Here is a 19,163-nt window from a genome sequence, read left to right on the forward strand (position 1 = left end):
AAAAACTTATTACACTATCCCAAGCTTTTCCACTGCAGCCTGTGCTGCTATCTGGCTCGCATCTTTTTTATTAAAGGCTTTTCCTTCTGCCACAACTTCACCGTCTACCACTGCACCGATGGTAAACAAACGACGGCCGTTTTCCAATCGCTCATCAATCGTATCAAACTCCAGGCTCTTGCCATTTTTATTGGCCCATCCATAGAGTTTGTTCTTGTGATTTATTTCAAGCGCCTCCAGGTCTTCCATAAACAGGTAGGGAATAATTACATTCTTAACAATCCAGCGTTGTGTTTTTTTATAGCCAAGATCGAGATAAATAGCTCCGAGTAAAGCTTCAAGTGTATTCCCAAATATCTGCGAAACCTTGAGTGAATTATCGCCCTTGTTATAAAGTGTGATTTTTTTCAAACCCATACGCACAGCAATATCATTGAGCGTGGCACGGTTTACCATTTTACTCCGCATCTCCGTTAAAAAACCTTCGCCTTTGTAGGGATATTTTTTAAAGAGATAATCGGCAACTACTGCACTTAAAACAGCATCGCCTAAAAATTCAAGACGCTCATTGTTCTGATCGCTTCCTTCTTTAATGGAACGATGACTGAGGGCGGTTTTGTAAAGTTTAACGTCGCCGGGATTGTAACCTAAAATATTGCGCAGGTTACTTTCAAACTTATTCTTAGCTGGTAATATTTGCCGGACGAAATTCCGCACCATAGATTGAAATATACATCATTCACCAAAAACAAACAGTTTTATGGCCGATGTTGCAACAAATCTAAGGAAATCAGGAATATTTCTTTACAATCACCGAGGCATTATGTCCACCAAATCCAAACGTATTGCTCAATGCTGCACGAACAGTACGCTTCTGTGCTTTATTGAACGTGAAATTTAATTTTGGATCCAGTTCGGGATCATCTGTAAAGTGATTGATTGTTGGCGGAACAATATCGTGTACAACACTCATTACACATGCAATTGCCTCCAACGCACCGGCAGCACCTAGGCAGTGGCCTGTCATTGATTTGGTTGAACTGATGTTGAGATTGTATGCATGCTCACCAAAAACGCTCATAATGGCTTTGGTTTCTGCAATATCACCAAGCGGTGTAGATGTTCCGTGAACGTTTATGTAATCGATATCCGAAGCTTGCAATCCTGCGTCTTTTAAAGCAGCAGTCATTACATTTTTCGCACCTAACCCCTCAGGATGGGGGGCAGTAATATGGTGTGCGTCGGCAGTAGCGCCGCCACCTGCAATTTCGCAATAAATTTTAGCGCCACGCTTTAACGCATGTTCAAGGCTTTCGAGCACCAGCATACCTGCGCCTTCGCCCATTACAAAACCATCACGGTCTTTGTCGAATGGTCGGCTTGCAGTTGCCGGATCATCGTTACGTTCGCTCAGTGCTTTCATGGCATTAAATCCACCAACACCTGCAGCACTTACAACCGCTTCACTACCGCCGGTAAGAATAATATCTGCCTTACCCAGGCGAATATTATCATAGGCATCAATAATTGCATTTGTTGATGAAGCACATGCCGAAACTACAGCGAAGTTTGGACCACGAAAACCATGACGCATTGATATTTGCCCTGCAGCAATATCAAGAATCATTTTCGGGATAAAGAAAGGGTTGAAACGTGGAGTACCGTCGCCATTAGCAAAGTTTACCACTTCTTCCTGGAAGGTGATTAAACCACCTATACCGCTGGCGAAGATCACACCCACACGATCCACATCAACATTGTCTTTGCTGATGCCGGCATCTTTAACTGCCTGATCGCTTACAACTAATGCAAACTGGGTGAAGCGGTCTATTTTTCTTGCTTCCTTTTTATCAAGGTAGGTTGTTGCATCGAACTCTTTTACCTCGCAGGCAAACCTTGTTTTGAATTTTGAACAGTCGAACTGCTTAATGAAATCAGCACCTGACACACCATTAGTCAATCCCTCCCAATATTCATCGAGAGTTTTGCCTAATGGTGTAAGGGCGCCAATTCCGGTAACTACTACTCTTTTAAGATCCATAAGTAAGTTGCCTGGGGAAAAAATGAATTACACTGAAAAGGTTCAGTGATAAATTACTTAGCGTGTTCTTCTAAATAAGTTACTGCCTGACCAACAGTAGTGATGGTTTCAGCTTGCTCATCGGGAATAGAGATGTTGAACTCTTTCTCGAATTCCATGATCAGTTCAACTGTGTCTAATGAATCAGCTCCGAGATCATTGGTAAAAGAAGCTTCAGGATTTACTTCTGATTCTTCAACACCTAACTTGTCGACGATGATTTTTTTTACTCTTGCTGCGATGTCTGACATTGTCGTAATAATTTGGTTACAGGTTGCAAAAATAGAGTTTTTAACCAATTCACAAGCGTTCCTTCAAAAATGTGTTAAATCTATCATTATCAATCTGTTCCAACGTGTTTTTTTGTGTTGCCTAAAAACTCCCCTTTTAAACGATGATGGTTTGTTTGTTTTTAGTACAACTGTTTGTTTTTAGATAAAAAAATGTAACTTGTTTTCCCCTGCTTAAACTTACTTATGGCACTAAAACAAATCGACTACGGAACAGCCGAACACAGGCAGATGGTGAATCTTAGGTACGAGATACTGCGGAAACCTCTTGGGCTCAATTTTACACAGGAAGAGTTAGAAAAAGAAAAGAACGATATTTTAATTGCAGCTTTTGAAGAAGAGAAAATGCTGGGTTGCTGCTTTCTTACCCATGTAGATAGCAACATTGTTCGCTTACGCCAGATGGCCGTGCAGAACAATTTACAAGGAAAAGGTATTGGCGCTTCGCTGATGAATTTTGCCGAAAACATTGCAAGAGACCGTGGCTATAAAACCATGATGATGCACTCGAGAAAAACAACCTGCCATTTTTTTGAAAAGCAGGGCTACAAAATAGAAGGCGATGAATTTATTCAGCTTACAATACCGCATTTTAGAATGATTAAGAAGCTGCGATAAAATTAAAAGTTGAATTTTATTGACAACTGAATATTTCTTCCAATGAGTGGAATTTCGGTCCTGTTTTGCGACAAAAGAGATACTGAAGTAAGCACATACTTCGTTTCTGCAAAAAGATTCTCGCCCCGTAACTGAAATTCAAATTTACCTTTCGGCGCTCTCCATGAGTAATCTACATCTGAAAACAACAAATTTTGTTTTCGATTTAGTACGTCAAAGATGTACGAATTGGTTTTAACCCCTGCAGAACTATTTTTGGTTAGAAAATACCGAACAAGTAAGCTGCTTTTCAGGTTTAGCGCTGCTTTGTCTGCTCCTGTTGTAGTAATTTCCTTGGCAAGCACATTTTTATTGTAGCCAAGTAAAACATCTGCCTTCATTGAAAACTTACGAAAACTGTTGAATTTTAAACCTGCACCACCGGTTGCTGATAAATTGCCATTTCTTGTAATCTTGGCATTGGTTGTATTACTTATATACTGATCCCAGTAATCGAAGCTAACATGCAAATCAACCATAGCTCTGATAAACGGTAAAGGATAATTTTGACTGCTGTAAATACCAAACTTGTTTGTTGGGAGGTTAACAATAGATTTAATATTGAAATTATAAAACAGCTCAAAGCTGTTTGTAAACAAAGGGGATACAAAATCCCTGCTTCCCCGTATTAGTAGATATATACTCTTTCCTGTTAAACTTGATTTAGTGTATCCCATACTCATATTCAATACCGGCATACTTCGCAACGTATAACGTAACTGCTGAAAGGAATTAAATTGTACTGCATTTTCACCCCTCGACAATTGATCTAATGGAACGGCTTTATTCGAAAACTCAAAAATCATTGGAAAACCTCCTCTGCCCTTCGTTAAAATTGTATGCGAAACCTTTAAAGTTGCAACGGGAAGCAATTTTGATTCTTTTAAAACCCCTTTGTCGTTTCGTGCAATATGGCTGGCCCCTGCATACCAACTCACGCTTGTAATCGCTTTTTCTTTGCTCCAGTTAAGCCTTGATTGATACCCTACATTTAAGTCGTTGTAAATACCAGCATTACTAAATCGGTCAATCACATCCTCGCTGTTTGGCTCGGTTGTTTTACCAATTCTTAAACCATTACTTAACGAAATATTGCCGCTGGAAAAAACGAATTGCTGACTGCGTATTTTTTTCCCTTTTTTCGAAATCCAGTCAACCAATAATTGCTGTTCAAACACATTTGTGTTTCCTAGAGGTTTTGCAACATTAAATAAAGTTCCAGCCTGAGAAAAAATAACATCAATATTTCGACTGACTGTTAAAGCCTGTTGATTATTACGTTGAAAAGCAGCAGAAAAAGAAATAGCTAGAGCTCGTAACGAATCGTAGCGTTGGGTATATTGAATTTGACCTGAGAAATGAGAAGAGTGGTTAGCACCATTATTACTTACACTATCAGCAAAATTGTCTTGGTTGATATAATTTATCGACTGTGCTTTGATATTGTTTTGTTGAAATGTAAACCGTGCAATTAAACTTTTGGTATTGGATTGCATCCATTCAAAATCTTGCCGCAGCTTTACCCTTTCATCCGTATTGAAAATTCCATTACTATCCGTGCGCTTAAAGTATGTTTCATTATTAAGGTAGCTACTTCCCTGCTTTACATATTGACTCAATGTTTCCCTGCCATATACCATCTCAGTTTTCATTTTCAACTTCTTCAACGCAGGATAATTAAAAACAAACTGTTCGTTTAACAACTTATTTATTAAATATCTTGAAGGGCTGAAATTATTGATCTGATAAATTGAATTCAACTGCAAGCCCGGCGGAATATCGTTTGTAACGTTGAGTGGAAATACTGTGTTTAGTTGTGTGCCAATGTTGTTATGAAAACCAACAGCGGCCCACTTTGTTTTACGACTTACTGAAAAAAACGTAGGATTAATTGCATATCGTTTATTCGTTGCTCCTGCCAACTCAACATCGCCAAAAAATACAGTTCGTTGCTTTTTTAATTTAAGATTAATAATGGTTTCGTTTTCCAGCGAAACACCTGCAAGCAATTTATTTTTAGGGTCGTTTTCTACAGCTTGTACTTCTGCAAGTACATGAGCCGGGAAACTTTCAAGTAACAACCCTGTTTTATCTGCAAATAGATCTTCTCCCTCTACTAAAATTTTTGCAACTTCTTTATTTTTAAACTTGAGTTTTCCTTCTTCATCAATTGAGAACCCAGGAAGCTTTGTCAGAATATCTTTTAACTTTCGCTCTTCACCTATTTTAAAACTGTCGACAGTATATATGGTTGTATCACCACGTCGCCACACAGATGGTTTGATAACAATTTCTTTTAATTCTTTTGGCTTTAATGGAAGTATAACTTCGATAACTGTTTCAAACGGATAAGAGGTAAGAGTAATTTCTTTTACTACCGTTTCAAAAGAAGATTTTTCAATAATTACTTCAAGCGTATCATTCTGTTGAAGCTTCTGTAGCTTAACCTGAAACTGAGCATCTGCTATTGCAGGATCAAAAAAAAGCAGTGAAGGTTTGTTCTTCTTTTTTATTTTAAGAATGTAATTAGTAAGAGGCTCGCCACCAGTACTCTTTACAACGCCACGAATTGTAACCTGCGCAACTGATTGCACAGAAAGCAATACAAACAAGAGAAATAGATATGCACAATAACGGCAACTCAAGACAAAGAATAATCTATGGAATTAATTAATACGCCCCTGTGTTTTACGAAGCGTTCTGAGTCTTTTTAAATTTTGCTCATAATTTTCCCTCGACATATAATTTGGGCTCACTCGTAAATAAGCAGGGAAAATTTCATCGTCTTTCACTTCGGCATCCGCAACATACTCGATTAGTTTATACTCAATATGCGGATAAAACTGTGTTGCCTCCACAATCATCCCGGGCACTTCATTATAATTTTGCAAACCGAAGTATACGGGTACATCGGGAGCAAACCATATTTCGGCAACTAAAAATCCATCATCTATCCAAACCGCTTTCTGGCATTGAAATGTGCCAACTTTTTTTGTCTCAGGCTTTATTTCCCACTTTTGTTCTCCCTTTACTAAATCAAAGCGATTTACTCTTTGCTGGCCAGATCTTTGAATCATTACCAGGTTAAACATTGAATCGGTGTTTCTGTATTGTACCTGTTGTAAACTATCTTTTAAAAAACTGACAGAAGCACGATTATTGCCCACTACTTCCTGGTTAACTATTGATGTGGTGTCGAACGGCGTAGAGTAAAAGAAATATTGGCTCCCAACCTTAAAATAAAAACCTAACCGTTCCTGTTTTGCTATCAATCTTGATTGGCCCTCTTCATTTATGTTGAATTTTTTTTGCGTTACAGTATACTTTAGTTTTAAGGTATTTAAGCTTTGACTATATAAGATTTGAATAGAAATAATTGTAACAAGCAAAGAGGAAAAGTGTTTCATTTAATTTAGCGCTTAGTGTTCCAATTTAATATTTTTAAAATTACTATTTGATTTTAACCGTTTGTAAATTTCTTAAGAATTTACTTTTTTCTTCTTTGTATCAACAAAAAAAGGGAGTCTTTCGACTCCCTTTGATATACTAAAGCGTTCAATTATGCTTTGTACTGAGGAATGATTGCATTTGCAAGGTCAACCATCTTCTTAATGCCATCTTCAGGTAATGCACCTTTCTTAAACTCAGCTAATACATCAGGCAATTTGTTTTCCATTTCCAATAAGAAATGTTCTTCAAATTCTTTCACCTTACGTACAGGTACACTGTTCAGCAAACCGTTTGTACCAAGGTAGATAATTGCAATTTGCTTTTCTACTGCATACGGAGTGTACTGAGGTTGTTTCAGAATTTCTACGTTACGTGCACCTTTATCGATAACCGCTTTTGTAGCAGCATCCATATCGCCACCAAACTTAGAGAAGGCTTCCAACTCACGATAAAGAGCTTGGTCAAGTTTCAATGTACCGGCAACTTTCTTCATCGATTTAATTTGTGCATTACCACCCACACGGCTTACAGAAATACCTACGTTGATGGCCGGACGGATACCTGCGTTAAACAAGTTACCTTCAAGGAATATCTGACCGTCGGTAATTGAAATTACGTTTGTTGGAATGTATGCAGATACGTCACCAGCTTGTGTTTCAATGATCGGTAATGCAGTTAATGAACCACCACCTTTTACCAAATGCTTAATGCTGTCTGGTACGTCGTTCATATTCTTCGCCACATTATCATCGTTGATCACTTTCGCTGCACGCTCGAGCAAACGGCTATGCAGATAGAATACATCACCAGGATATGCTTCACGACCGGGAGGACGTTTCAGCAGCAGAGATACCTCACGGTAAGCTACCGCTTGCTTAGAAAGATCATCATAAATGATCAATGCAGGACGTCCGGTATCACGGAAGTACTCACCCAATGCAGCACCCGCATAAGGAGCGTAGAACTGCTGAGGAGCAGGATCGCTTGCAGAAGCCGCAACGATAGTAGTGTACTTCATTGCACCATTATCTTCCAATGTTTTCATAACACCGGCAATGGTAGAAGCTTTCTGACCAATGGCTACATAAATACAGTATACTGGTTTACCTGCATCAAAGAATTCTTTCTGGTTGATGATGGTATCGATCGCAATTGCAGTTTTACCTGTCTGACGGTCGCCGATGATCAACTCACGCTGACCACGACCGATAGGGATCATGGCATCAATGGCTTTGATACCTGTTTGCAATGGTTCTTTTACCGGCTCACGGAAGATTACACCCGGTGCTTTACGCTCCAATGGCATTTCGTATAATTCGCCGGTGATAGGCCCTTTACCATCGATTGGTTCGCCCAATACGTTGATAACACGACCGCTCATTCCTTCACCAACTTTAATAGAAGCAATTTGCGAAGTACGACGAACTTTTGAACCTTCTTTAATTCCTTTTCCTTCACCCATCAATACCACACCCACGTTATCTTCTTCAAGGTTAAGGGCAATGGCACGTACGCCGTTTTCAAATTCAACAAGCTCACCGTAGCGAACGTTGTTCAATCCATAAACACGGGCAATACCGTCGCCCGCTTGTAATACTGTGCCTACTTCTTCCAGGTCAGCACCTACGTTGAAGTTGCTTAACTGCTGGCGAAGTATCGCCGAAATTTCATCTGGTTTAATATCTGCCATGACGCTTTATTATTTAAAAAGTTTATTAACGGATGTTACGTATATAAGTGTTTTTCTGGAACTGAGTCTGAATATCACGCAGGTCACGTGCAATACTTGCATCGATGAGGTTGCCTTTGTATTCGAGTTGAAAACCACCAATAATAGCATCGTTCACCACTGTTTCCAGTTCAACATTCTGCAAAGCAGCATCTGCTTTTACTTTTTTAATGATGGCCTGCTTCAGCTCTTCACTTGCTTCAGTAGCAGTAGTAAGCTTTACGTGGTGAATATTTTTAATTTCGTTGTATTGTTCTATTACTGCAGCAGCAATTTCAGGCAGGTTGCTTTCACGACCTTTCTGGATCAGCAGGTTAATAAATGCAGCCGATAAAGCACTTACTTTATCACCCAATACTTCTTTTACAATACTGCTTTTTTTATCGCTTTTAACTACAGGGCTGCGCAACAAATTCGTTAACTCACGGCTTTGTCTGCAGGTAACCTGCAGATATTTCATATCTGCCTGTACAGCATCAAGCTGGTTTTGCTCTTGTGCGAGCACCACCAGTGATTTTGCATAGCGTGTTGCGAGACGGGGATTTTGCATATTTATTATGGTTGAAGCTATAAGGAGAAAGCTGTAAGGCCTTAACCCCTAAACACTTTGCCTTTTCTTAGTTTAACTTGATTTCGTTTGCCAGGTTGTTGATGTATGCTTCCTGTTCGCTTTTGTTAGAAAGTTCACGACGCAATACTTTCTCACTTACTTCAATAACAAGGTTACCTACCTGGTTCTTTACTTCCGTAATTGCAGCCAGCTTCTGATGATTGATTGCCGCCTGCGCTTCCAGAATAATTTTATTTGCTTCAGCTTTCGCCTGTTCTTTTGCTTCGTTTACAATTTTATCTTTTGTTTCACGTGCTTCTTTGAGCAGTTGTGCACGCTCTTCACGTGCCTTTGCCAATAAAGCTTCGTTTTCGTTCTGCAATTGCGCCATTTCTGCTTTTACTTTTTCTGCAGAAGCAATAGCATCAGCAATACCGGCTTCCCTTTCATGAATTCCCTTCATAATTGGTTTCCATGCAAACTTTCCAAGAACAATCAATAAAATAAGGAAAGCAATTGTGCTCCAAACAACCAACCCGATATCGGGGAGTACCAAAGGATTAACTTCTAAAAACATATTATTTATTTAATAAAATACGAACGAACAATTTTGAACAACGTAGAGAATATACAGGCTCGCCACCCTGTGTTTTGAGCCTGTATAAAGTTTTGATGGATTAACCATTACCCAACAGGGCAACTACCACCGCAAACAGAGCAACCGCTTCTACGAAAGCCGCAGCTACGATCATGTTTGCACGAATGTCATTTGCAGCTTCTGGCTGACGAGCGATACCTTCTACTGCACCTTTACCGATTTGGCCGATACCAATACCAGCGCCGATTGCAGCTAAGCCAGCACCAATTGCAGCAACACTACCTACTACCATTGTTTTGAATTTTAATTGTTATTGAAAAAAAGTTATGCTACGTCTGGTTCATGGTAATGAGGTTCATGATCATCGTGGTGATGATGCTCCTCAATTGCCATTCCGATATACATTGCTGCCAGCATGGTAAAGATGAACGCCTGCAGGAAAGCCACCAGCAATTCAATTAAGCTGATGAAAATTGCAAACGGCACCGCAATGGTTGCAGCAAATACCGATTTAAAAATAAAGATGAGACAGATTAAGCTCAACACCAGGATGTGCCCTGCGGTGATGTTGGCAAACAATCGTATCATCAATGAAATAGGTTTAGTAAACACACCCAGTAATTCAATTGGTGCAAGGAAGATTTTCATTGCTACCGGCATACCGGGCATCCAGAAAATGTGTTTCCAGTAATCTTTATTTCCGTTGATGTTTACAAGAATGAAGGTAAACACAGCCAACGTCATTGTAAAAGCAATGTTGCCACTCACATTAGCGCCACCGGGGAAGAAAGGAACCAGACCTAAAATATTGTTGATCCAGATAAGGAAGAAAACTGTTAAAAGGAAAGGCATGTACTTCGCATACTTGTGGCCGATATTGGGTTTTGCAATATCGTCACGCACAAACAAGATCAATGGTTCCATGAACGACTGAAATCCTTTCGGTGCTGATTTTACACCGTGGCGTTTGTATGCATTCGCAACACTTAAGAAAATGATGAGCAAAAGTGCTACTGTAAATAAAAGAGAAGCTACGTTTTTGGTAATTGAGAAATCCCACACTTTTTTAGTAGCAGCTTCATCAATTGATCCATCTGCATTAACCACCTTCATTTTACCTTCTACTGTTTTGTAGAGGTAATTTCCCTGGTATGCTGCCGGTTCATGATGTGCATCCACTAAATTAGAAGAAGAAAATACTTCGAAACCTTTATCAGAATAAAGAATAACAGGCAGCGGAAGCGAAGTATGCCCCCATAAGTGCCAGCTATGATCATCTTTAATATGTTCTAAGATTGTTTTTGTAACATCAAACTTGCCTTCTGTGGCATGACCACCCTCTGCTTTCCCGTGCTCTTCTGTTGCGTGATGTACAGAATCCTGCGCTTTACTTGAATTATAAAAAAACATCATACCTAAGCTGAAAGCCGCTACCAGTAAGGATTTGAAGTTTTTACCCATCATACGTTTCCTGAAATTTGGCGCAAAGATAAGGAGTGGCGGGTGAAAAAGGGGGTTCTACAGGAAGGAATACTGAAAAAAGTTATTCAGGCAGATCGAGCCCCATTTTAATCCGCTCTGCTTTGATTTTTTCGAGCTCCAGAACATCAATCTGGTCTTTGGGACGAAAAACAGCCTTTTTGTTTGCGAGCAATTGGTTGATATGAAGAAAAGGGACCATTATGCCTTCAACTTCTGCTACTGGTGAAACCTTAAAGCATTCATCAAATGACAGATCAACACCCTTTAAGGAGGTCATCAAGCCCATCCTTATTCCATTATTTAATTGAAAATCAGTCCAGCCAGGAATAAACTGCATGGTTTCCAACGACTGAAAATCGCCCAACTCTAAATCAATAAACACCTCTCTGAGCTTCTTTCTGTTTTCCAATGTGTCGTCAATGTATAGATCAACATCCCTGTATAGCGGTGAAATCCGTGGAAGTTGGTTGCAAATCCTCCACCCATGATGTAGCGGACATTTCGTTTATTCAAGCTTTGCCACAAGTCGAGAAAAATCTGGCCATAAACATCCATGCTGATCTAAAATTTAGAGATTGGTTTTGTGATGAATTTTTGCCCGTTTCATCATTTCGCCGGCCTTCATAAGATTCATCAGAAGATGAAATTTTTCTGATGCAGTAGTGGTAATGGCTTTTTGTAACAAAAGCTGTTCATGCTCGTTCTGATTTTCGTAAGGAACGAACTCTTCTTTCACAACTGAAAGCCTGTTGCTTTTATCGTATTGCTTCTTTTCCACTTCCTGCAAGTTAAAAAATATCCTCCGCCTTACCTATACAATTGCTTTCGAAAATTGCATTTCGTGGAGTTTGGCGTAGTAGCCGCCAAGTTGCAGCAGTTCTTCGTGTGTGCCACTTTCCTTGATCTCTCCTTTATCCAACACAATAATTTTATCGGCCTTACGGATAGTAGACAGACGATGTGCAATAACAATTGATGTACGCCCTTCGATCAGCTTATCAATCGCATGCTGGATCATCTGTTCGGTTTCGGTATCAACTGCCGATGTTGCTTCATCAAGAATAAGCACCGAAGGATTAAATAAGATAGCCCTGATAAAACTCAACAACTGGCGCTGCCCCTGGCTCATGGTTGCCCCACGTTCCATTACATTAAAATCATAATTGCCAGGCAGGCGCATAATAAATTCGTGCAGACCAATAAGCTTTGCTGCTTCAACAACTTTCTCTCTGCTGATGTTTTCGTTACGCAGTGTTACATTTTCGGTAATGGTTCCGGCAAACAAAAACACATCCTGTAATACCACACCAATTTTACTGCGTAAAACATCCAGATCATAGGTTTCAATTTCTACGTCATCCAACTTTATACTTCCCTTCTGAATATGGTAAAGCCTGTTTAATAAACTAATGATGGATGTTTTGCCGCTGCCTGTATGCCCAACAATTGCAACTGTTTCACCCGGATTAACCTTGAGTGAAATATCTTTCAATACCCAGTTCTCATCGTTATATGCAAACCATACTTTTTCAAATTCAAGTTTGCCGGGTACTGCACCAACAGGTTTAAAAGCATCGGTTGCAGAAGGCGCAATTTCATCGGTATTATCCAGCACTTTAAACACCCGCTCACTCGCCACCATACCCATTTGTAATACATTAAACTTATCGGCAATAAACCGCAGCGGACGAAACAGCATGTTGAGTAAAATGATAAACGCCATGATCTCTCCTGCCATCTTCGCTGCCTCTACGCTGTTTTCTGCTACCGCCTGTCTTGCTCCAAACCAAACAAGTAACCCTAATGAAACAGCCAGAATAATTTCAACCACAGGAAAGAAAATGGAATACGCAAAAATGGCATTGATGTTGGCGTTGCGATGTTCTTTATTGATTTTGCTAAACTTGTTGAATTCCTTTTTTTCTACGGCAAATGCCTGTACCACCTGCATGCCCTGAATGTGTTCCTGTACAAATGCATTTAATGCTGCAATAGCATTGCGTACACGATGAAAACTTTTGTTTACACTTTCTTTGAAGTAGTAGGTTGCAAGAATCAAAAACGGAAAGGGAATTAAACACACCAATGTTAACTGCCAGTTGATGTAAAACATGGTGAACAGTACAGCAATGATGGTAAGAAAATCGGCGAGGATAGGAATAAAGCCCTCTGCAAAAATATCGCTGATGGTTTCAATATCGTTGATGCTTCTTGTTGTGAGTGTACCGATCGGTGTTTTATCGAACTGGCGAAGGTTAAGACCGATGATCTTCTTAAATACATTCACCCGGAGATCACGCACCACTGTTTGTCCAAGCCATGAAGTGTAATAAGAAAAGAAAAAGCGGAGAACAGTTTCAATGATGATGAACAATACCTGGATGGCTGTAATAAGAAAGATCATTTCGCCAACCGTAAACAACAGATCGTTGCCGAACAACCTAAAAGTAAACTTAAGTCCGGGCTCTGTTCCTTTTGCGATGTAATCGTTAACAGTAGTATTGATGAGCCACGGACGCACAGGTCCTAAAACCGCAAGTACGATCGCTAATATAATAGAAGCATTTAACCGGCTCCTGTATGGCGAAGCATAGCTAATAACCCTCTTCAGCAATTTAAAATCGAATAACTTCTTTTTCCCGGCGTTCTGTTCCAATCCCTAAAAAATTTACCGGCAAAGTTAACCGCTTTCAGTTCGTTCGGGAACGCACTAAAACAAAAACAGCTGCTAAAAAGGATGAGTGGTGCTGATCAGCTCTTTTTATACTTGTTATTAAAATAGCTGAATGAAAAGAAACTGGCTACAATACCAATTACAGCAAAAGCAATAACCAGCATCGAATAAAACGAAACCCAGTTTAACTGCAGTTTGAATAATTCTTTCGACAGCATAACCGAAATACTGCCAAGATAACCCCATGCATCGGCGAGATAGATAAGAAAGCCCACATTGCCTGCAATACTGAATGTTGCCAACAAACGTTCAAAAAACACACTGTTGAACAACACATAAGCAATGTACAAGCCAAGTCCGGTGAACTGCATCCACAAAGCACCATCCAGCATATCGATCCGGAAAAGTAATGATGCAATACCTGCCAGCAAAAAGCCCAACATAAGCAACCAATGAATAATGCGAAAAGCTTTTATGTTTTTGCGCACAAACACCAAAGTTCCTATCAATGCCAGCACAACAAGCGATGTAATGGTTTCAGTTTTTGCAAACACGGCTGCATTTTTTGCATAGCCAAGTTCGTTCCACATATTGGCCATGTAATTATCCCGCAGATCCCGCATAATCGTTAAGAGCAAATAAATAATTACAAATGCCACTACGCCCAACTTGTATTGCGAAAGAAACAGTTTGCGTTCTTCATTATTCATTGGTTTGCGAACGGTGCGTTCTTTTTCATCGTCTGCATCGGGCGCCTTTGCTTTTTCCAGAAGGATATAAAATAAGATCAACGGCATTGCAAAAACACTTGCCGTTACAAAAGGCATCCAGTATGCACTTACATTCCAGTCGAGCATCAACCACTTGCCTACACTTCTTGTAAAACCACCTGCAAAAATGAAACTCACCGCTAATACAACGCCAATAAAATCTGTGGTTCTTCTCCCTTCCACATAACTGAATACCACACCCCACATAAAGCCAAGAGTAAAGCCATTCACTAAAAAACAAAGCATACCAAATGGTGCGGGCACAACAGCAAATAATAAAAGACTTATCCATGCTGCACCAACTATCTGCACACTTGTACGCCAACGGCCATGCCGTTGCAATTCGGAAATAAAACGAATACCATAAAATTTGCTGAGCATATAGCCAACAACCTGGCTAATGATTAGTAAGGTTTGATACGATACTCCCCAAAACTGCAAACCATCGAATGTGGCAACGGTAAATGGTTTGCGAAAGGCGAAAATGGAAGCGTAGGTACAAAAAACAACAACAGCTAAATAAACTGCTGTTGCAATTTGCTTAGCTGAAAAAGTTGTGGTTCTATTTTGTTGCTGATTCAATGCAACGGGAAGATAACTGTTTTTTTGCCCGGGTTACTAACCCGTCAATTACATTTCTCCAGTTGCTTTGCGATAAGCTTTGATAAAAATTGCGCCGAGGTTTTTATGCGGTGGTACATAATCTTTCAACAGCTCGCTTGCACGGACATCGCTTTTAACCGAATTGGCGATCTGTTGCCATAATGGAATCCACTCGATATTTCTTCCGTTACGGATATCATCATTCAATGCACGAAGGATCGGCTCATTCACCGAATAGCTACCTACCTGCTTTGTAGAAATGATATGGGCATCTTCGTTTACGTTGAGGATCTTCGCCAGGTTTTGATAACCACCACAGGAACCCAACATTACAATGCGTGATGATGGCAACATCTGCTGCAAAGTATATTTTAAGTGATAACTGTGCCCACGGTGTACAACAAACGAAGGATTAATATTGTTTTTATTGAGGTATTCAATTAAATGCGCCTGTGCCTGCGCATCCAGATCCTGTTTATAATCCAAAGGCAGGTTGGCATAAATGGTATAAGGTTTACCTTTTGTAGAAGTGATGGTTACCCATTCTTTACCTGTTACCACTTTCCACTCGGGTTTGCCGTTGAACATGCCCATAAAGTTGCGGAACGATGTAATACCATCTTCATCGCCATAGAAAAAAACATGTTGTACCACACGACCACTATCGTCGGTAATGCTGTTAAAATCTACTTTATACACAGGTGGAATACCCAACAATGCAGAAAGATTCATAGAGGTATCTGCTGCCGATTTAAATAAGGTGAGCAGAATGTTATAGATCACCTCTCCTCTTCTGTCTTTTACCTGCAAACTCTTTTCATAGTTTTCCTTTACCTGGCGTTTTAAGAAATTCTGCAGATCAACATTGGTAATACTGCCATAGCTGTCTGCAACATCTACTGCATCTTCCAACGATGATGTTTTTTGTAAACCCTGTACAAACGCATACATCAGCTGATTGCTTCTGATCTCCGGCATCGATTTCAAAAAATCGTCGAGCCTGTTATAGTTCGCTGCCATTTTGATGAACTTCTTAAACCTGTCAAAATGTACAGCCATCATCAACGAATCACTTCTGCGACCGGGAAAACGGGTCATCATACGATCGTACAGTTTTGTATAGGTACTCGTATAAATCACTTCTTCTGTTGTAACAAGGAGGTAATAAATTTCTTCTGATGTTAACGGATCACTTACACGCATACGCACCGCATCGGGTGAATCGTGCAAGTCATTCATCACATTCACAAACACATCAGTTGCTTTACGCTCCAGCATCTGAAACAACACAGGCGCAAGCACCGGCGTGTCGCCTTGTGAAATGCGGTTGTAATATTTGATCTGTGTTTTTACAATCAGTTTGTAATACGCCAGCTCATTTTCAACCACCGCTTTAATATCATCAATTGCCAGCTGACCACTTAATAACTCATCAAGAAAAGGCAGGTACAAGGTGCCGTTCATAATACTGCTGAGCTTGGCTATGGTTTGCACTTTCGGATTTTTGTTGCGGCGGATAACCTGTGCGGCCGGTGTTTTAACAGCCTGTGCATAGGTATACACTTCCAACGGAATTTTATTTGCTGCCACTTCAATTAAACTATCTGCAAAGGGCTGATCGGAAAATGCTGCAATGCCCGATAAAATGTTTGATGGATTGAGTTGTACCTTTTTTAAAAAGGCCATGTTCTTTATCTGCTGCGCTTCTTTTAACTGTGTAAAAATGCCCGAAAGAATTTCTGTGCCCTGGTATGGCAGTTTTTCAAACACAGATAGTACTGACTGACCTGTTGACTGCCTTTTCATCACTTCTTCATAACTCGTAAACAACAATGGAATCATTGGCGGTACTTCTTTTTCTTTAGCACGGCCCGCAATTGCCTGCAACAATTCTCTTAACGAACGCAGCTGACCGATCTTGAAATTATTATCGCCTTCGCCTCTTTCAATGCGGATCTGCATTTCATCTACTTCCCGCAGAATAACATCGGTAATCTGAATATTGAGATCTTCGTTACTGGTAAGCTTTAAAAAATTATCAACCTTACCATCTACCTTATCGGTACGTTTTTGTTCTTTATCAATATTCTCATGCCATATCACACGGCTCATCGGAATTTCAACTTTCGAAGTATCGAACGTAATGCGGTTCTGGCTCTGTGCCATCAGCACAGTTCCTGCATAAATCTGAAACAGAATAAAAAGGGCGTATTTTCTCATCGTTTGCAAAATTAACCTCAAAAACTCAAACCAATCTAAGCACAGTTTATGCCAAGACGCAGATTTGCTCAAATAAACCGGTAAAACTCGTTAACAATTATATAATATTGTTCAGGCTTTTGCATGGGTTGAGCCTTCTAATTTTGCAGCACAGTCATGGAGCCCAAAGGAAAAAAAATTCTCATTGCCGACGACGAACCGGATATTCTCGAAATACTGGAATATAATCTCACCGTAGAAGGTTTTACCGTTATTAAGGCAAAAGATGGCGATGAAGCAATTCATTTAGCCAAACAACAGCAACCCGATTTAATTATTCTGGATGTAATGATGCCCCGTAAAACAGGCATGGAAGTTTGCCAGATCCTGCGTTCGCAGGCAGAGTTTGCAAATACACTCATCATTATACTTACTGCATTAAACGACGAAGCCAGTCATCTGAAAGGTTTTGAAATGGGTGCAGATGATTATGTAAGCAAACCCATCAGTCCTAAGGTACTCATAAGCCGTGTTAACGCCCTGTTCCGCCGCAGTTTCCGCAGCGATGATGCCATTATTAAGATCGGTGATCTGCAGATAGATAAAGAACAGTTTTTGGTGAAGTATCATGGACAGGACATTATTCTTGCGAAAAAAGAATTTGAACTGTTAGCATTGCTGGCATCAAAGCCGGGTCGTGTGTTTCTGCGTCACGAAATTTTAAACCAGGTTTGGGGTGCCGATGTTATTGTGGGCGATCGTACCATTGATGTACACATCCGCAAGATCCGCCAGAAACTCAACATCGATTGTATTACCACCGTTAAAGGTGTGGGTTATAAATTTGAACTTGGCACAACCTAAGCTTGTAAATTTGTTTGTGCCTGCATAAGTACAAACAACATGATCAATTCCCGACAGCTTACCCCCGTTCAGCTTTCTGCATTTACAGCCTTTACCATTTCGTTATTGGTGGGCCTGGCAAACTATTTCTTTATCCGCAGCTGGTGGATAGCCTTGCTGAGTTTTGCGGTGCTGTTCCTCATCAGCTACTTGTTGATCCGTTATTTTACCGAACGTTTTATTTACCGGCATATTAAACTCATCTACAAATTCATTTCGCAAACCAAAGCCACCAAACGGGAAGAGTTTTATACCAAATCGCTGTTACCCGAAAAAAGTTTGCAGGAAGTAAGCGCCGAAGTGGAAGCATGGGCCGAACAGAAGCGTGAAGAAATTGAATTACTGAAACAGAACGAGCAATACCGCAAAGAGTTTCTGCAAAACCTGAGTCATGAATTAAAGACACCCATTTTTGCGGTGCAAGGTTACGTTGATACGTTGCTGAGTGGCGCTATGCAAAAAGAAGAGATTGCAAAAAAATTCCTGCTCAATACCTCCCGCAATATCGACCGACTGGTAAACCTTGTTGATGACCTTGATGAAATTTCGAAGCTGGAAAGCGGGCAACAACAACTGTACAAACAAAATTTCATTATACAGGAATTGGTGCAGGATGTGTACGAAAGCCTTTCATTAAAAGCTGCTGAGAAAAACATTAAGTGTTCGATTAAAAAAAACAGCGATCTGCCGATTACTGTTTATGCAGATAAAGAAAAGATACGCATGGTATTGATCAACCTTGTAAGCAATGCCATTAAATACGGCAAACAAAATGGCACAATTGTTTTTAGTGTATACAAAACACATGGCAACCTGGTGCTTGCAGAAATAAGTGATGATGGTTATGGTATAGCTGAAGAGCACCTCACCCGTATTTTCGAACGATTTTACCGTACCGATATAGCCCGCAGCCGCAAAGAAGGTGGCAGCGGTTTAGGTCTTTCTATTTGTAAACACATTATTGAAGCTCACGGACAAACCATGCATGTACGCAGCAGGATTGATGTGGGCAGCACCTTTGGTTTTACATTAGAAGGCAGAAAAGACAACGCTGCATAAGCCTTCTTTCCTCCGCTTAAATAAAAAGACCGCTCTGAAGAATCGGAGCGGTGAAGTTCCCAGTCAAGTAATGAGAAAATGAACCCTTGATTGCTATAAGACTTTATTGATCTTATCGA

18 protein-coding genes are annotated in these 19,163 nt (G+C 40.1%); 3 read left to right on the top strand and 15 right to left on the bottom strand.

The window, feature by feature from the left end; all coding sequences use genetic code 11:
• Window positions 1-9: 9 nt before the first annotated feature.
• The 3 genes from rnc to ESA94_RS14425 all read right to left on the bottom strand — a co-directional run bounded on the left by rnc (window position 10) and on the right by ESA94_RS14425 (window position 2,331).
• A complete protein-coding gene (gene rnc, locus ESA94_RS14415) occupies window positions 10-720 on the bottom strand; it encodes a ribonuclease III (RefSeq protein WP_129131633.1) in 711 nt (236 codons plus the stop codon).
• A gap of 70 nt (window positions 721-790) precedes the next feature.
• Entirely contained in the window at window positions 791-2,041 is a 1,251-nt protein-coding gene (fabF, locus tag ESA94_RS14420) for a beta-ketoacyl-ACP synthase II (protein ID WP_129131634.1), read from the bottom strand.
• Between the two features lie 53 nt (window positions 2,042-2,094).
• Entirely contained in the window at window positions 2,095-2,331 is a 237-nt protein-coding gene (locus ESA94_RS14425; protein ID WP_129131635.1) for an acyl carrier protein, read from the bottom strand.
• A gap of 225 nt (window positions 2,332-2,556) precedes the next feature.
• Here ESA94_RS14425 and ESA94_RS14430 point away from each other — a divergent pair, with 225 nt between their 5' ends.
• On the top strand, window positions 2,557-2,988 hold the full coding sequence (locus ESA94_RS14430) for a GNAT family N-acetyltransferase (protein WP_129131636.1): 432 nt from the start codon (window positions 2,557-2,559) through the stop codon (window positions 2,986-2,988).
• A gap of 2 nt (window positions 2,989-2,990) precedes the next feature.
• Here the strand turns inward: ESA94_RS14430 and ESA94_RS14435 are convergent, their stop codons facing one another.
• The 12 genes from ESA94_RS14435 to ESA94_RS14490 all read right to left on the bottom strand — a co-directional run bounded on the left by ESA94_RS14435 (window position 2,991) and on the right by ESA94_RS14490 (window position 17,103).
• The gene (locus tag ESA94_RS14435; RefSeq protein ID WP_129131637.1) at window positions 2,991-5,639 is read right to left on the bottom strand and encodes a hypothetical protein; all 2,649 of its coding nucleotides are present in this window, start codon (window positions 5,637-5,639) and stop codon (window positions 2,991-2,993) included.
• 54 nt (window positions 5,640-5,693) lie between these two features.
• Window positions 5,694-6,434 (bottom strand): GLPGLI family protein, encoded by a 741-nt coding sequence (locus ESA94_RS14440; RefSeq protein WP_129131638.1) that lies wholly within the window; start codon window positions 6,432-6,434, stop codon window positions 5,694-5,696.
• 152 nt (window positions 6,435-6,586) lie between these two features.
• Window positions 6,587-8,167 carry a F0F1 ATP synthase subunit alpha gene (gene atpA / locus ESA94_RS14445; RefSeq protein ID WP_129131639.1) on the bottom strand — a complete coding sequence of 527 codons (1,581 nt, stop codon included), beginning with the start codon at window positions 8,165-8,167 and terminating at the stop codon, window positions 6,587-6,589.
• A gap of 25 nt (window positions 8,168-8,192) precedes the next feature.
• Entirely contained in the window at window positions 8,193-8,756 is a 564-nt protein-coding gene (gene atpH, locus ESA94_RS14450; protein ID WP_129131640.1) for an ATP synthase F1 subunit delta, read from the bottom strand.
• Window positions 8,757-8,823: 67 nt separating this feature from the next.
• Window positions 8,824-9,333, bottom strand: coding sequence for a F0F1 ATP synthase subunit B (atpF, locus tag ESA94_RS14455; protein WP_129131641.1), 510 nt, complete (start codon window positions 9,331-9,333; stop codon window positions 8,824-8,826).
• Between the two features lie 100 nt (window positions 9,334-9,433).
• Window positions 9,434-9,646: an ATP synthase F0 subunit C gene (gene atpE, locus ESA94_RS14460; RefSeq protein WP_026768996.1), complete on the bottom strand. Its 213-nt coding sequence runs from the start codon at window positions 9,644-9,646 to the stop codon at window positions 9,434-9,436.
• Window positions 9,647-9,678: 32 nt separating this feature from the next.
• Window positions 9,679-10,818 carry a F0F1 ATP synthase subunit A gene (gene atpB / locus ESA94_RS14465; protein WP_240671062.1) on the bottom strand — a complete coding sequence of 380 codons (1,140 nt, stop codon included), beginning with the start codon at window positions 10,816-10,818 and terminating at the stop codon, window positions 9,679-9,681.
• 79 nt (window positions 10,819-10,897) lie between these two features.
• Window positions 10,898-11,245 (bottom strand): hypothetical protein, encoded by a 348-nt coding sequence (locus ESA94_RS14470; RefSeq protein ID WP_205755987.1) that lies wholly within the window; start codon window positions 11,243-11,245, stop codon window positions 10,898-10,900.
• A gap of 159 nt (window positions 11,246-11,404) precedes the next feature.
• Window positions 11,405-11,614: a hypothetical protein gene (locus ESA94_RS14475; protein WP_129131642.1), complete on the bottom strand. Its 210-nt coding sequence runs from the start codon at window positions 11,612-11,614 to the stop codon at window positions 11,405-11,407.
• 33 nt (window positions 11,615-11,647) lie between these two features.
• Window positions 11,648-13,492 (bottom strand): ABC transporter ATP-binding protein, encoded by a 1,845-nt coding sequence (locus tag ESA94_RS14480; protein ID WP_129131643.1) that lies wholly within the window; start codon window positions 13,490-13,492, stop codon window positions 11,648-11,650.
• A 95-nt stretch (window positions 13,493-13,587) separates the two neighbouring features.
• Window positions 13,588-14,862 (bottom strand): DUF5690 family protein, encoded by a 1,275-nt coding sequence (locus ESA94_RS14485; RefSeq protein ID WP_240671063.1) that lies wholly within the window; start codon window positions 14,860-14,862, stop codon window positions 13,588-13,590.
• Between the two features lie 48 nt (window positions 14,863-14,910).
• Window positions 14,911-17,103, bottom strand: a complete 2,193-nt coding sequence (locus ESA94_RS14490) for a hypothetical protein (protein ID WP_129131644.1) — start codon at window positions 17,101-17,103, stop codon at window positions 14,911-14,913.
• A 156-nt stretch (window positions 17,104-17,259) separates the two neighbouring features.
• Between ESA94_RS14490 and ESA94_RS14495 the strand changes: the two genes are divergently transcribed.
• Entirely contained in the window at window positions 17,260-17,946 is a 687-nt protein-coding gene (locus ESA94_RS14495; RefSeq protein ID WP_129131645.1) for a response regulator, read from the top strand.
• Window positions 17,947-17,985: 39 nt separating this feature from the next.
• On the top strand, window positions 17,986-19,044 hold the full coding sequence (locus tag ESA94_RS14500; RefSeq protein WP_129131646.1) for a sensor histidine kinase: 1,059 nt from the start codon (window positions 17,986-17,988) through the stop codon (window positions 19,042-19,044).
• Window positions 19,045-19,163: the final 119 nt, after the last annotated feature.

It is taken from the genome of Lacibacter luteus (assembly GCF_004118265.1).
Taxonomy (GTDB): Bacteria; Bacteroidota; Bacteroidia; order Chitinophagales; family Chitinophagaceae; genus Lacibacter; species Lacibacter luteus.